Annotated in this window: 12 protein-coding genes; 5 read left to right on the top strand and 7 right to left on the bottom strand. The window is 71.3% G+C overall.

The genetic code is table 11. From position 1 onward, the window contains the following. Nucleotides 1-20: 20 nt before the first annotated feature. Nucleotides 21-791: a helix-turn-helix domain-containing protein gene (locus tag HNR14_RS07080; RefSeq protein WP_179700484.1), complete on the bottom strand. Its 771-nt coding sequence runs from the start codon at nt 789-791 to the stop codon at nt 21-23. Between the two features lie 84 nt (nt 792-875). Here HNR14_RS07080 and HNR14_RS07075 point away from each other — a divergent pair, with 84 nt between their 5' ends. After that, complete coding sequence (locus HNR14_RS07075; RefSeq protein ID WP_246311537.1) at nt 876-1,706, top strand: phosphatase PAP2 family protein; 831 nt, start codon at nt 876-878, stop codon at nt 1,704-1,706. A 153-nt stretch (nt 1,707-1,859) separates the two neighbouring features. Here the strand turns inward: HNR14_RS07075 and HNR14_RS07070 are convergent, their stop codons facing one another. Further along, complete coding sequence (locus tag HNR14_RS07070) at nt 1,860-2,882, bottom strand: LacI family DNA-binding transcriptional regulator (protein ID WP_179700483.1); 1,023 nt, start codon at nt 2,880-2,882, stop codon at nt 1,860-1,862. A gap of 102 nt (nt 2,883-2,984) precedes the next feature. Here HNR14_RS07070 and uriH point away from each other — a divergent pair, with 102 nt between their 5' ends. The 3 genes from uriH to HNR14_RS07055 are packed head-to-tail and all read left to right on the top strand — an operon-like array spanning nt 2,985 to nt 6,327. Next, entirely contained in the window at nt 2,985-3,971 is a 987-nt protein-coding gene (uriH, locus tag HNR14_RS07065; protein WP_179700482.1) for a uridine-preferring nucleoside hydrolase UriH, read from the top strand. A 2-nt stretch (nt 3,972-3,973) separates the two neighbouring features. Further along, nucleotides 3,974-5,410, top strand: a complete 1,437-nt coding sequence (gene uriT / locus HNR14_RS07060; protein ID WP_401101547.1) for a uridine transporter UriT — start codon at nt 3,974-3,976, stop codon at nt 5,408-5,410. Then, nucleotides 5,407-6,327: a ribokinase gene (locus HNR14_RS07055; protein ID WP_179700481.1), complete on the top strand. Its 921-nt coding sequence runs from the start codon at nt 5,407-5,409 to the stop codon at nt 6,325-6,327. Before uriT ends, HNR14_RS07055 begins: the two co-directional genes overlap by 4 nt. Before the next feature lie 251 nt (nt 6,328-6,578). Here the strand turns inward: HNR14_RS07055 and HNR14_RS07050 are convergent, their stop codons facing one another. From HNR14_RS07050 to HNR14_RS07030, 5 genes are all read right to left on the bottom strand, one after another. Then, on the bottom strand, nt 6,579-7,601 hold the full coding sequence (locus tag HNR14_RS07050) for a LacI family DNA-binding transcriptional regulator (RefSeq protein ID WP_179700480.1): 1,023 nt from the start codon (nt 7,599-7,601) through the stop codon (nt 6,579-6,581). A 27-nt stretch (nt 7,602-7,628) separates the two neighbouring features. After that, a complete protein-coding gene (locus HNR14_RS07045) occupies nt 7,629-9,110 on the bottom strand; it encodes a GH1 family beta-glucosidase (protein ID WP_179700479.1) in 1,482 nt (493 codons plus the stop codon). A gap of 2 nt (nt 9,111-9,112) precedes the next feature. Then, entirely contained in the window at nt 9,113-9,997 is an 885-nt protein-coding gene (locus tag HNR14_RS07040) for a carbohydrate ABC transporter permease (RefSeq protein WP_021758005.1), read from the bottom strand. Continuing rightward, nucleotides 9,994-11,118, bottom strand: coding sequence for a carbohydrate ABC transporter permease (locus HNR14_RS07035; protein WP_021758006.1), 1,125 nt, complete (start codon nt 11,116-11,118; stop codon nt 9,994-9,996). Before HNR14_RS07035 ends, HNR14_RS07040 begins: the two co-directional genes overlap by 4 nt. A 79-nt stretch (nt 11,119-11,197) precedes the next feature. Further along, the gene (locus HNR14_RS07030) at nt 11,198-12,523 is read right to left on the bottom strand and encodes an ABC transporter substrate-binding protein (protein ID WP_021762699.1); all 1,326 of its coding nucleotides are present in this window, start codon (nt 12,521-12,523) and stop codon (nt 11,198-11,200) included. A 308-nt stretch (nt 12,524-12,831) separates the two neighbouring features. On the opposite strand from HNR14_RS07030, the gene HNR14_RS07025 reads away from it, so the two are divergent. Next, nucleotides 12,832-14,148: a cation:proton antiporter domain-containing protein gene (locus HNR14_RS07025; RefSeq protein WP_179700478.1), complete on the top strand. Its 1,317-nt coding sequence runs from the start codon at nt 12,832-12,834 to the stop codon at nt 14,146-14,148. Nucleotides 14,149-14,155 lie beyond the last annotated feature (7 nt).

Below are 14,155 nucleotides of genomic sequence, written 5' to 3'. Positions count from 1 at the left end.
GCGCCCGATGTTATTGAGACTCAGCCAATCGCAGCGGCGCCGAACCGCGACGGGGGAGCGCCGAACGCACGCGTGAACGCGGCGGTGAACGCCGCCGGCGACGCGTAGCCGAGCTGCCCCGCGACGTTCGTCACGCTCCGAGACTGCAGCAGCGGGAGGCTGGCGAGCAGCCGGGCGCGGGAGCGCCAGGTCGCCGGTCCCGTGCCGGTCGCCGCCCGGAAGTGCCGGTCGAAGCTGCGATCGCTCATCGCGATCCGGCGTGCCCATACCGCGTTCGTCACGCCGGCATCCGGCGCGGCGAGGTAGTCGCGGCAGAGCGACCGGAAGGGCTCCTCCCGCGGAAGGGTGATGGCGAAGGGTGCGGGGGAGACCCACTGCAGCTCGTCGAGCGCCAGCCGCACGAGCGTCCCGTCGCGTCCCGCCGTGTCGTAGTCGGCCTCCAGCTCGTTGGCGGCGCGGAGCACCTCCCGCAGCAGGGGGCCGACCTCCACCACCGTGCAGACGGCCGGCCACCACGGCACGGCGTCGGGCTCGATGTAGAGGCTCCACGTCGTCACCCCGCGCATGAGCACCTCGTGGCCGACGCCCGGCGGGATGAGCACGGCGCGGTCGGTCGGGACCGTCCACGATCCGTCGTCGGTGACGACCTGCATCACACCGCTGGCGCCGTACAGCAGCTGCGCACGGCGGTGCCGGTGCCGCGCGAGCAGGTGATCGGGCGGATACTCGGTGCCCACGGGGAGCACATCGACGGGCAGGTGGTCCAGCGCGTCGATCGAGACGTTGCGCACGGGACCAGGCTAGCGGCGCGCGCTCCCGACCGGCGCCTTCCCGGTCTCCGTCCGGAGATTTCCGAGGCGCGTGTGGAAAGGTTGATGACTATGCGACCGGTCCTGCGAGCCCTGCCCTTCCTGTGGGGCGCGATCGGGACCGCGCTCGCCTTCACGGGCGTCTATCTGCTGTTCGTGCGCAGCTATGTCGGCCAGGTGATCGACGAGCGCGCCTTCGCCGGGGCCGACGCGTGGAAGGGCGACCTGATCGACTTCGCCCACACCTTCCTCAACGCCCTCCCCGTCGCCGCCGTCTTCATCGGTGCGGTGATCGCCGTGGTCGTGGTGCTCGTGCGCCGCAACTGGCTGGTGTTCGCGGTGGCGGTCGGCGCGGCGATCGGCGCGAACGTGAGCACGCAGGTGCTGAAGTACTCCATCCTGTCCCGGCCCGAGAAGGGGGTGGATGCGGGGCTCTCGAACTCCCTGCCCTCCGGTCACACGGCCGTCGCGGCCTCGGCGGCGCTGGTCGTCTTCCTCGTCGCGTCGCCTCGCTACCGGCCGCTCGCCGCGGTGGTCGGGGCCGTCTTCACGATCGCGGCGGGAGCCTCCACCCTCGTCGAGCAGTGGCACCGGCCGAGCGACGTCATCGCCGGGATGCTGGTCGTGGCGTTCTGGGCGTGCATCGCCGGTCTCGTGCTGAGTCAGCTGCGGCTGCGTCCCGCCGACCCGCCGGTGCGCACAAAGCTGTGGCCGCTGCTGTGGATCGCGGCCGTCTGCGCGATCGGCGCGCTGGTATCGCTGCTGGTCACGTACTTCTCGTCGCTGGACGGGTCGTCGCACCTCTTCATCGCTTACGCCGGCGGGGTCGCCGCGATCGTCGCCTCGGGCTTGACGCTCGCCGTGCTCGGCAACCGCGTCTACCGCGCGCTGGCGTAGCGCGGCCTCCGCCTCCGCCGCGCCACCCACGCCGCGCGGTCCTCGCGATTTGTGCCAAATGTCGCGAATAGCGGCGCCATTCCCCGCATTTGGCACAAATCTGCGGGAGGGAGGGCACGTGGTGCAGGAGGAGGGGAAGCGGCGCGGCGTGCGTCAGGTCGAGGCGCGGATCGTGAGCGTCGCGGCGAGGGGGCCGGGGGCCTCCTCCGGAGCCGCGTCGTCGGGCGCGATCAGCGCGAGCAGCCGGTGCGCCGCCGCGCGGCCCAGCGCGTCGCCGGGCAGCGCCACGCTCGTGAGACTCGGCGCGGTGACCGCCGACGCGGGGAGGTCGTCGAAGCCGGCGACCGCGACGTCCTTCGGAACCCGCAGCCCGGCCTCCGCGCAGGCCGCGAGCACGCCGTGGGCCAGCGTGTCCGCCGCGGCGACGATGGCGGTCGCTCCCGCCTCGCGCCACGCGGGCAGTGCTGCGAGCGTCGCTGCGGCGGCCTCCGCGAGGTCCGGTCCGCTGCGGACGTCGGGATCGGCCAGCAGTGTCATCCCGTGTCGGGCGGCCGCCTCCCGCAGCAGCTCGCGCCGCAGCAGGTAAGTGGCGGCGGGCGTCGCGCCGTCGAGGTAGCCGATGACGCGGTGGCCGCGCTCGGCGAGGTGACGCGCGAGCTCCTCCACCCCGGGAGCCAGGTCGTAGTTGACGGCGGCGGCGCGGGCCTCGAGCCCGGGAGCGTCCAGCAGAACGAGCGGGGTGCCGGTGGGGAGGTCGTCGAGGAAGTCGGGGCCGGGCGCCGAGACGAGCAGCCCGGCGGGGCGGAGGGACGAGAGGCGCCGCACATCCGTGGCGTTCGGCTGCGCACCACTCGCGGCGGCCGACAGCAGCAGCTGGTAGCGCGAGCCGAGCTCCTCCTGCACCCCCTTGATCACGCGACCGAAGAACGGGTTCGGGAGGTCGGGGGCCAGCAGCACGACGATGTCGCTCGTCCCGCGGGCCAGCGCGCTCGCGGCGCCGTCGACCACGTACCCGAGCTCGGCCACGGCGGCGAGCACGCGCGCGGCGTTCTCGTCCGAGATGCGCCCGCGGGCCTTGCCGTTGACGACGAGGGAGACGGTCGCGATGCTCGTCCCGGCCCGCTCGGCGACCATGGCGGCGGTCACCCGGCGGGGCGCGGGAGGGAGCGTGGGCATGGTCTCGATCGTATCGGTGGGCGTCCGCCGGTTTGCGGCGTCAAGCGCTTTACGTTTACAGTGTCAAGCGTTTGACGTCCCCGACGAAGCGGAAGGCTCCCCATGGAGAAGATCATCCTGGACTGCGACCCGGGGCATGACGACGCGATCGCGCTCATGCTCGCCCACGGCAATCCCGACATCGACCTGCTCGCGGTCACGACCGTGGCAGGCAACCAGACCCTCGAGAAGGTGACCCGCAACGCGCTCGCCGTGGCACGCGTCGCCGGGATCGCCGGCGTGCCGTTCGCCGCCGGAGCCGACCGTCCGCTCACGCGGCCCGTGGAGGTCGCCCCCAGCATCCACGGCGAGTCCGGCCTCGACGGCCCCGAGCTCCCCGAGCCGTCCTTCGAACTCGACGGACGCCACGCGGTCCAGCTCATCATCGACACCGTGATGGCGCACGAGCCCGGCACGGTCACGCTCGTCCCCACCGGTGCGCTCACCAACATCGCGCTCGCCGTGCGGCAGGAGCCGCGCCTCGTGGAGCGCGTCAAGCAGGTCGTGCTCATGGGTGGCGGCGTGCACGTCGGCAACTGGAGCCCGGTGGCCGAGTTCAACATCGTCATCGACCCGGAGGCCGCCGACATCGTCTTCAGCGCGGGCTGGAAGGTCGTCATGTGCGGCCTCGACGTCACGCACCAGGCGCTCGCCACCCCGGAGGTCGCCGCCCGCATCGCCGGGATCGGCACCGCACCGGCGCAGTTCGTCGGCGAGCTGCTCGAATTCTTCGGCCGCACCTACGCCGACGTCCAAGGCTTCGACAGCCCGCCCGTCCACGACCCGGTCGCCGTCGCCTACGTGATCGACCCGACCGTCGTGCGCGCCGTGCAGATGCCGATCGCCATCGAGACGCAGGGCCGCCTGACCACGGGGATGACCGTGGCCGACCTCCGCTCGTCCGCCCCCGCCGACTGCCCGACCTGGGCCGCGATGGAGCTCGACCACACGGGCTTCTGGGACCTCGTCGTCGACGCCCTCGAGCGCATCGGCGACCCCTCGGACGCCGACGTCGCCGCCGAGGCCGAAACCGCGGGAGCCGCCGCGTGAGCATCACCGCCCCCACCCCGGTCTCGTCGCCCACCGGGCGCCCCGTCCGCATCGCCGCGCTGACCGCGGCGCTGCTCGCCGCCTGCGTGGCCTTCCAGCTCAACGCCAGCATGCTGAGCCCCGTGCTCGTCACGATGTCGCACGAGCTCCACACCGACGAGGCCACCATCGGCCTCTCGCAGACCCTCTTCTTCACCATCGCGGCCCTGTTCTCGCTGTTCCTCCCGCGGCTGAGCGACATCGTCGGCCGCAAGCGGGTGCTGCTCGCGATGCTCGCCGTCATGCTGATCGGCAGCGTCGTGGCCGCTCTCGCCCTGAACGTGGGGATGCTGTTCGCCGGCCGCCTCATTCAGGGCGTCACCGGCCCGGTCGTCCCGATCTGCCTGCTCATGCTGCGCGCCGAGATCTCCGACCCGCGCAAGTACGGAGCGGCTATGGGCCTCCTCACCGCGGTCAACGGCGGCATCGCGGGCATCGACGCGATCGCCGGCGGCTGGCTCGCCACGACGTTCGGCTTCCGCTCCGTCTTCTGGGCGATCGCGGTCGTCACCGTCGTCGCGCTGGTCATGGTGGTCGTTTGGGGCGCCGAGTCCCGGCCCTCCGAGGGCGTGCGGATGGACTGGTGGGGCGTGCTCCCGCTGGTCGTCTCGATCGGCGCGCTGCTCACCGGCCTCAACGAGGCGGGTCGTCTCGCCTCCGCCAACTGGGTCCTCGTCGGGCTGTCCCTGGCCGTCGCCGTCGTCTCCTTCGTGATCTTCTGGCGGGTGGAGAACCGCGTCGCACAGCCGCTCGTCCCGACACCGCTGCTGCGCCGCCGCTCGACCTGGGCGCTGCTCGCCACCACCCTGCTCACGATGACCGGCGTGTTCGCCGTCGTGAACGGCCTGGTGACCTCCCTCGCGCAGAACGCGGACGCGGGCTTCGGGATGGCGCCCGACCTGGCCTCGCTGGCCTTCCTCACCCCGTACGCGCTGGTGGGCTGGATCGTCGGCCCGCTGGCCGGCCGGCTCGCGCCCGTGCTCGGCTACCGCCGCATCCTGCGCATCGGCCTCTCGGGCACCATCGTCGCGACCGTCGTGATGGCGTTCGTCGGCGTGCACTCGCTGCCCGTGCTGATCGCGACCACCGTCGTGATCGGGATCGGCTACGCCGGAATCGGCAACATCATGCTCAACGGCCTCGGCATCGTGCTGTCGCCGGCCGAGAACCCCGGCTTCCTCCCCGGGCTCAACGCGGGCGCGTTCAACCTCGGCGCCGGGCTGAGCTTCGCCCTGCTGCCCGCCCTGCAGGTCGCGACGTCGGCGGCGCCGGACTCCACGACCGGATACTCTGCCGGAATGATGCTCGGAGCCGCCATCACCGCCGTCGCCCTCGCGGTGTCGTTCCTGATCCCCCGGCCGGACTCGGCCGAGGTCACGGCCACGGCGGCCTCCCGATGAGCAGCACCCCGGACCGCGGCCGGATCGTCGTCGTCGGCTCGCTGAACGCCGACCTCGTCGTGCAGACCGCCGCCTTCCCGAAGCCGGGCGAGACCGTCTCGGGAGGCGACCTCTCGACGGGCGCCGGCGGCAAGGGCGCGAACCAGGCCGTCGCCGCCGGACGGCTCGGCGGTGCGGTGACGCTCGTCGGGGCCGTCGGTTCGGATGCGCACGGCGAGCTCCTCCGCTCGGCCGTCGCCGACTCCGGGGTCGACGTTTCGTCCGTCGCCGTGCGCGACGGTGTGGCGACCGGCACCGCGCTCATCACCGTCGACGCCCGCGGCGAGAACACGATCGTGGTCTCGCCGGGCGCCAACGGTACGCTCGCTCCCGCCGATCTGGACGACGCCGTGCTCGCCGGCGCGTCCGTCCTCGGGCTCTGCCTCGAGGTGCCGGAGGCGGTGGTGGTGGATGCCGCCGAGCGCGCCCGTGCCGCCGGGCTCGCGGTCGTGCTGAACCCCTCCCCGTTCCACGACGGCGCGCGCGCGCTGCTGCCGCTGGTGGATGTCCTGCTCGTCAACGAGGGGGAGGCCGCAGCGCTGCTCGGCGTGGCCGAGGACTCGACTCCCGACGCGCTGCGCGACGGCCTGGCCGCGCTCGGCGTGACCCGCGCCGTCGTCACGCGGGGAGCCGACGGGTGCGTGGTGGTCGACGGCGATGACGAGCTCGTTGCCGTGCCCGCCGTGCGGGTGGATGCGGTCGACACGACCGGCGCCGGCGACGCCTTCATGGGCGCGCTGCTCCTCCGACTCGCCGACGGCGACGCCCTGCTCGACGCGGCCCGCTTCGCGGTCGGGGTCGGCGCGTTCGCCGCCTCCCGTGCCGGAGCGCAGGCCTCCTACCCGACCCCCGCCGACCTCACCGCATTCCTGCGCTGACCCCCGCCCGCGCCGCTTTCGCGACATTCGTGCCGAATGTCGCGAATGCGGCGCGCAAACTCCACATTCGTCACGAATCCTCAGCGCTCTCGCCGGAGGTGGGACGGGACGGGACGTGGCGGGACGGGGGTGGCGTGGCGGGGCGAGGTGGGGCGTCACGCGTCGCGAACCGCCGCGCACATTCGGCACAAATGTCGTGAAAGCGGCGCGCTAACGCGACATTTGTGCCAAATCCGGGGCGGCGAACAGCGTCAGGTCGACTCGCGGACGACCAGCTCGGTCGGCAGCAGCGTCACGCGCTCGGCGGGCTCGCCCGCGATGCGCCGCACCAGCACCTGCGCCATCGCCTCGCCGAGGCCGATCGACGGCTGGTGCACGGTCGTGAGCGGCGGCGCGGCGGTGATGCCGAAGTTGTCGTCGTCGTACCCGACCACGGCGATGTCGTCCGGGATGCGGAGGCCCGCCTCCCGGATCGCCGAGTAGGCTCCGGCGGCCATCTGGTCGTTCGCCGCGAAGAGCCCGTCGATCGGTACCCCGCGGGCGAGCAGCCGGCGCATGGCCTCCTTGCCCGAGAGGGGGGAGAAGTCGCCGATCTCGACGAGGGAGGCGTCCAGCCCGTGTGCGTCGAGCGCCCGGCGCCAGCCGGTCAGCCGGTCGAGGCCGGCGGGCATGTCCTGCGGGCCGGTGATGAGGGCGATGTTGCGGCGCCCGCGCGCGATGAGGTGCTCGGTGGCGCCCGCCGACCCGGACACGTTGTCCACGTCGACGAAGTACGACTCCCCGGTCTCGTCGCCGACCGGCCGGCCGCCGAAGACGATCGGGAGGGAGGCGCCGAGCGCGACGTAGGAGTGGTCGCCCGAGTGGTGCGACACGACCAGCGCGCCGTCCACATTGCCGCCCATGAGGTAGCGCCGGGTCTTGTCGGGGTTGGTCTCGGACGAGATGACCATGTTGAGGGTGTATTCGGTGTCGGCGAGGCTCAGCGCGACGCCCTGCACGATGGAGGCGAAGAACGGGTCGGCGAAGACCTTGGCCGTCGACTCCGGCACGACCAGCGCGATCACCTGCGTGCGGCGGGAGGCCAGCGAGCGTGCAGCGCGGTTCGGCACGTAGTTGAGGTCGGCGATGGCGGCGGTCACCGCGGCGACGACCTCGGGCGTGACCTTCGTCGAGCCGTTGACGACGCGCGAGACCGTGGCGCGCGAGACTCCCGCGCGTGCCGCCACCGCCTCCAGGGTCGGGACGGCCACGGCATCCACTGCATCCGTGGTCATCGCTCTCCTCCTCGTCCGTCGTCCATGCTAAGCGCGCGCCGCCGCTGCGCCGACGTCCGACGACTCCGCGGCGCCCGCGTCCGCGATGAGCCGGGCGAACGCGTGCCCCGACTCCTTCACGGTCCGCACCTGGGTCTCGTAGTCGACGGACACGATGCCGAAGCGCTTCTCGTAGCCCCACGCCCACTCGAAGTTGTCGAGCAGCGACCACACGAAGTAGCCGCGCACATCGGCGCCCTCGTCGATCGCCGCGTGCACGGCGTCGATGTGGGCGAGGATGTACGCCTCGCGCTCGGTGTCGCGGATGTGACCGTCCGGGTCGGTCGCATCGTCGTAGGAGGCGCCATTCTCGGTGATGTAGAGCGGTGGGAGGGTCGGGTAGTCGGCGGTGAGGCGCACCAGCAGGGCGCGCAGGCCGTCGGGGTTGACCTCCCACCCCATCGCCGTGGTCGGCAGGTGCCGCGACGGGAAGGTGACGAACTCGCTGCCGACGAAGGGCGACGCCTTCGGGCTGTCGGTGGGCACCAGGGCGGCCGGGGCGTCGGCGGGCAGGGGATGTCCGCTGACGTTGTCGTCGTGGTAGTGGTTCACGCCGAGGAAGTCGATCGGCTGGGCGATGGTCTCCAGGTCGCCGTCGTGCACGAGCGCCTCGAACCGGTGCTCGCGCAGGTCGTCGAGCACGTCGGTCGGGTAGGCGCCGAGCAGCAGCGGCTCGAGGTACATCCGGTTCCAGAGCCCGTCGATGCGGCGGGCGGCGTCGAGGTCGACGGGGTCGCTCGGGTCGTTCGGCACGGCCGTGGTGAGGTTGAGCGTGATGCCGAGGCGCAGGCGGTCCAGCCGCCCGGAGTCGCTCCCGGCGCCGACCGACGCGATGGTCGCCCGCTCGCGGATGGCGTGGGCGGCGAGGCCGTGCGCCAGGTGCTGGTGGTGCAGGGCGGCGAGGGCGGCGTCGGGCTCGCGGCGGCCGGGTGCGTGCTCGCCCGCGGCGTAGCCGATGAGGGAGGAGCACAGCGGCTCGTTGAAGGTCGTCCAATGGTCGACCCGGTCGCCGAGCGCGTCGTAGACGGCCACGGCGTAATCGCGGAAGCGGTAGGCCGTGTCGCGGTTCGCCCAGCCTCCCTTCTCCTCCAGCGCCTGCGGCAGGTCCCAGTGGTAGAGCGTCAGCCACGGCAGGATGTCCGCGCCGAGCAGCTCGTCGACCAGCCGGCTGTAGAAGTCGAGTCCAGCCGCGTTCACCGCGCGGCCGCCGGGCACGACACGGGCCCAGGAGGTCGAGAAGCGGTACGACTGGAGGCCGAGGGAGGCCATGAGGGCGACGTCCTCCGGCATGCGGTGGTAGTGGTCCACCGCGCGCTCGGGGGTGTCGCCGCCGGCGATCGCGTTCGGCACGCGGGCGAAGGCGTCCCAGATGGAGTCCTCCTTGCCGTCCTCGTGGGCGGCGCCCTCGATCTGCGCGGCGGCGGTGGCAGAGCCCCACAGGAAGCCGTCGGGCCAGCGGTTGTCGGTCATTCTTAGCCTTTCACCGCGCCGGCCATGATGCCGGAGACCAGCTGCCGGCCGGCGAGCACGAAGAGGATGAGCAGGGGGATGGTCGCGAGCACCGCGCCGGCGAGCACGATCGAGTAGTCGACGTACTTGGCGGACTGCAGCTGGCTGAGGGCGACCTGCAGGGTCGGGTTCTGCGGGGCGACGAGCAGGGGCCAGAGGTAGTCGGTCCAGGCCGTCATGAAGGTGAAGAGGCCGAGGATCGCCATGGCGGGCCGTGCGGCCGGCACCCCGACGTGCCAGAAGGTGCGGATCATGCTGGCGCCGTCGACGCGGGCCGCCTCGATCAGCTCCTCGGGGATGACGTCGACGAGGTACTGGCGCATGAAGAACACGCCGAATGCGGTGACGAGGGTCGGCACGATCACCGCTCCGAGCGTCCCGGTCCAGCCGAACTGCTTCATGACCATGAAGAGGGGGATGATGCCGAGCTGCGTCGGGACCGCCAGGGTCGCGATGACGAACACCATGAGCCCCTCGCGACCGCGGAAGCGCAGCTTGGCGAACGCGTAGCCGGCGAGCGTCGAGAACAGCACGACCGAGACGGTGATGACGGTGGAGACGATGATCGAGTTGCCGAGCGCCTGCCAGAACGGCACGGTCCCGAGCACCTCGCCCACGTTCTTCCAGAACTGGCCGCCCGGCAGCAGCGGCGGCCAGGTGGCGGTCAGGACGGTGCTGTCGCTGGAGCCGGCGACCGCCGACCACCAGAGCGGGTACGCGCTGCCGACGAAGAGGACGAACAGGATGCCGTAGGTGAGGAAGCCGGGGCGCCGGTCGATGCCGAGGGCCTTGCGCTTCGGGGGCCGCTGCGCGGTGGTCGGGCGCGGCTTGGAGGCGGTCGTGGTCACAGGTTCTTCTCCTCGCTGGCGGCGGCGAGAGCGCGGGCGCCCTCGGCGGTGGACTCGCCGCTGTCGATGCCGCCGTCGATGCGGGTGTCGGATGCGGCGGCCCGGCTGCGGGCGAGCCGCTTCGCCGTCCGTTTGGTGTGCAGCCGCGCCTCGGTGGAGGCGATGCGGCGCGAGATCAGGAAGTTCAGGAGGCCGAACAGCACGATCAGGAGGAACAGCATCCACGCGATCGCGGAGGCCTTGCCGAAGTTCTGCCGGTTGAAGGCCATGTCCCACAGGTAGAGCACGGTGGTCTGGTACTGCCGCTGCGGACCGCCGGGCACGGCGCTCGACGGGTTGAACAGCTTCGGCTCGGTGAAGATCTGGAGGCCGCCGATGGTCGCCGTGATGATGACGAAGATCATGGTCGGGCGGATGCTCGGCAGCGTGATCGAGAAGAAGCGGCGGAACGCGCCCGCGCCGTCGAGGGAGGCGGACTCGTGGATGTCGCGCGGCACGGCCTGCATGGCGGCGAGCAGGATGAGCGCGTTGTAGCCGGTCCAGCGCCAGTTGACCATCGTCGCGATGGCGACGTGCGACGGGAACGTCTCGGTCTTCCACATCACGGGGTCGAGGCCGATCGCCTGGAGCATGTTGTTGATCAGGCCGTACTTCTCGTCGAACGCGCTCGAGAAGATCAGGGTGACGGCCACCGGGGTGACCACGTAGGGGAGCAGCACGCTCATCCGCCAGAAGGTCTTGGCGCGGATGTTCTGGTCGAGGATGGCCGCGATGAAGACGGCGCCGATCAGCTGCGGGATGGCGGAGAGCAGGAAGATGCTGAGGGTGTTGAAGAGCGAGTTCCAGAAGAACGGGTCCTTCAGCTCGGTGAGGTAGTTGCTGAAGCCGACCCACTCGCCGGGGCCGGTGAGCAGGTTCCAGTTGTTCAGCGACACGACGAACGTGTACACCAGCGGGAACAGGCCGACGAGGGCGAAGAGGATGAAGAACGGCGCAACGTAGAAGTACGGCGACGCCTTGACGTCGAAACGGTTGAGCTTCTGCTTGAAGGTGAGCGCGTTGCGCGCATCCCGGTCGCGCCGGGCCGCGGAGGCGGTCTCCGGGCGGGTGACGGTTGTCATGCGGATCTCCGGTGGGTCGGGTCGTGCGGGGTGCGGGCCCCCGCCGCCGGCGAGCGGCGGGGGCCCGGGAGGGTCGTGCCTACTTGTTGACGACCAGCTGGTTCAGCAGCGTCATGGCGTTGGCCCAGGCCTGGTCGCCGTTCGCCTTGCCGGAGTCGAGCTCCTGGACGGACGGACCGAAGACCTGCGACTGGATGACCGAGTCGTCCGGGCCCTTGTACTGGGCGACGACGCCCTTGGCGCGCTCGCCGAGGATCTGGCCGATCGGAGCGTTGTCGAAGAACTTCGTCAGGTCGCTCTCACCGGTCACGCCCGGGTCGCTCTGCGCTGCGGTCACCGAGGGGAAGGTCCCCGCGGCCTGGAAGGTGGCGACCTGCGACTTGGCGGTGGTCAGCCAGGCGGCGAGGTCGGCCGCCTCCTTCGGGTGCTTCGACTGCTTCGGCACGGTCAGGAACGAGCCGCCCCAGTTGGCCGCGCCGCCCGGGAACACGTTGGCGAAGTCCCAGCCGGTGTCGGCGTTGCCGCCGCCCGCCTCGACCTGGCCCTTGACGACGCCGAGCATCCAGCCCGGGCAGACGAACGTGGCGAACGAGCCGTCGGTGAACGCCTTGCCCTTGCCCCAGTCCCACTGGGTCTGGTTGGAGGAGAGGCCGGCCGCCGCGCCGTCGGCCAGCTGGCCCCACAGCGCCTTGAGGTCGGAGTTGTCCTCGATGTTCAGCTTGCCGTCCTTGGTGTAGTAGCCCTCGGGCTGCTGGTTCACCATGGCGTTCCAGAGGAAGCCGGACTGGTCGTAGAAGGCCTTGCCAGTGGCGGCCTTGTACTGCTCGCCGATCTTGAAGTAGTCGGCCCAGGTGGCGCTGTCGCCGCCGAAGAGCTTGGCGACGGAGTCGCGGTCGCTCGGCAGGCCCGCCGCGGCGAAGAGCTTGCTGTTGTAGCAGAGGCCCTCCGGTCCGATGTCGGTGCCGTAGCCGATGATGCGGCCGTCCTTGTCGGTGGCCTGCTTCAGCTTCCAGTCGACCCAGCGGTCCTTGATCTTGTCGGCGCCGTAGTCCTTGAGGTCGTTGAACTGGTCGGAGACCTGCATGACCTTGGACAGCCAGCCCTCCTCGACGGCCTGGACGTCGGGGAGGCCGCTGCCGGCCGCCTCCTTGGTCTGCCAGTCGGTCAGGGCGTTGTCACCGGTGTCGATGTTGGTCGCCTTGATCTTGATGTTCGGGTGCTCCTTCTCGTACTGCGAGTAGAGCTTGTCGAAGCCCATCGTGCCGAACGTCGTGACGGTCAGCGTGATGGGGTCAGAGCTGCTCCCGCCGTCGCTGCCGCTGGATGAGCAGCCGGCGGCGAGGAGGGCGAAGGACGCGGCGCCGGCAATGGCGGCCGCGACCTTGGTGCGTCGTGAAAGCTTCACGGTTCACTCCCTTGTGGTGTGTGCTGGGTCTGATGAGGCGCTGTGAGAGCGCTCTCAGTTCGCGACCGTGAGAGCGCTCTCACGCGTTGCTGGAGAATCTAGAACGAGTCAGGTGGCAATGTCAAGCGCGGCCGTGATCGCGCTCTCATCGTTGAAAAGACGGGGAACTCAGGACCGCGGAATTCCGCGGGACTCGGCGGCGCCTCCCTTCGCGCCGTGACCTAATCGTGACCTGATCGGTCTCGTGTCCAGTCCCGGTGGCCGGGCGTCCGCCGACCAGACTGGACGACGACGAGGGGAGACCGTGGATGCCGATCATCATCCTCATGGGGTTCGCCGCGGTCGCGCTCTGGTCGCTCGTCGCGCACCGGTTCGACCGCGTCGGCATCGCCGGCCCGGCGGGTCTCGCCGCGCTCGGAGCCCTCGCGGTCGTGCCGAACGTGTCCGCGTTCACCGCGGCCATCGACAGCGACGTCGCCCAGCACGTCGTCGAGCTCATCCTGGCCGTGCTGCTCTTCGTCGACGCGTGCGAGGTGCGTGGCGGCCTGTTCGGCGGCGAGGGCCGGTCTCTCGCCCGCCTGGTGCTCGTCGCACTGCCCCTGTCGCTCGCGCTGGTGGTCGTGGCGGGCGTCTGGCTGCTGCCGCAGACGGGCGTCTTCGTGCTGATCGTGATCGCCTGCATCGTGATGCCGACGGACTTCGCGCCGGCGACCGCCCTGCTCCGCTCGGAGCGCATCCCGGCTCGCGTGCGCCGCATCCTCAACGTCGAGAGCGGCTGGAACGACGGCCTCGTCTCCCCGGTGTTCGGGATGTCGCTGGCCATCGCCGTCGCGCTCCCCACGCTCATCCGCATCGTCGACACGGGTGGGGAGACCGCCGGAGACGAGAGTCAGCTCGAGAAGAACTTCACGGACTTCTTCGAGGCGTTCTTCGGGGCCGTGCCCGCCACCCTGTCCGCCGTCGTGGTCGGCGTCCTGCTGGGAGGGGCGTTCGGCCTCCTCACCCGCTGGGCCGCACGCCGCGGCTGGGCCGATTCGACGGGCATCCGGTTCGGCACGCTCCTCACGCCGCTGCTCGCCTATGGCATCGCGACGCTCCACGGGCTCGGCGCCAACGGGTTCGTCGCGGCGTTCGTGGCGGGAGTTATCTACCGGGTGGCGCGCACCCGGCGCACAGAGCTGCGCTCGGTGCCGCACGAGGAGCTCCTGCTCGTGGAGGAGGCCAGCGCGGTCGCCTCCAACTTCGTCTGGTTCATCCTCGGCGGGATGACGACGGCCGTGATCGCGGACGGCATCGACTGGCGTCTGCTGGTGATCGCGGTGCTCGCGCTCACCGCCTTCCGCGCGGTGCCCGTCTATCTCTCGATGCTGGGTTCGCCGATCGGCTGGCGCGATCGTACCTTCCTGGGGCTCATGGGGCCGCGGGGGACCGCGTCGATCGTCTTCGGCCTCCTCGCCTTCAACCGCCTCCCGGAGGCCGACAGCGGCGACGTGCTGACCGTCACCGTGCTGACCGTCGTGGGCAGCATCCTGCTCCACGGCGTGGCCGCGCCCTTCGCGCTGCGGAGGATCACCCCGGAGACGACGATGGCCGCCGTCCCGGGGGACGACGGCCATCGAGGCTGAGCTGCTG

The organism is Leifsonia naganoensis (assembly GCF_013410615.1).
In the GTDB taxonomy this organism is placed as follows: domain Bacteria; phylum Actinomycetota; class Actinomycetes; order Actinomycetales; family Microbacteriaceae; genus Leifsonia; species Leifsonia aquatica.
The sequence above is the reverse complement of the archived record's forward strand: the minus strand, read 5'-3'. Positions and strand labels throughout refer to the sequence as shown.

Coding starts and splice junctions, on each gene's coding strand:
- HNR14_RS07075 (WP_246311537.1), top strand. CDS start 876: ATGACTATGCGACCGGTCCTGCGAGCCCTGCCCTTCCTGTGGGGCGCG.
- HNR14_RS07070 (WP_179700483.1), bottom strand. CDS start 2,882: ATGCCCACGCTCCCTCCCGCGCCCCGCCGGGTGACCGCCGCCATGGTC.
- uriH (WP_179700482.1), top strand. CDS start 2,985: ATGGAGAAGATCATCCTGGACTGCGACCCGGGGCATGACGACGCGATC.
- HNR14_RS07055 (WP_179700481.1), top strand. CDS start 5,407: ATGAGCAGCACCCCGGACCGCGGCCGGATCGTCGTCGTCGGCTCGCTG.
- HNR14_RS07050 (WP_179700480.1), bottom strand. CDS start 7,601: ATGACCACGGATGCAGTGGATGCCGTGGCCGTCCCGACCCTGGAGGCG.
- HNR14_RS07045 (WP_179700479.1), bottom strand. CDS start 9,110: ATGACCGACAACCGCTGGCCCGACGGCTTCCTGTGGGGCTCTGCCACC.
- HNR14_RS07035 (WP_021758006.1), bottom strand. CDS start 11,118: ATGACAACCGTCACCCGCCCGGAGACCGCCTCCGCGGCCCGGCGCGAC.
- HNR14_RS07025 (WP_179700478.1), top strand. CDS start 12,832: ATGCCGATCATCATCCTCATGGGGTTCGCCGCGGTCGCGCTCTGGTCG.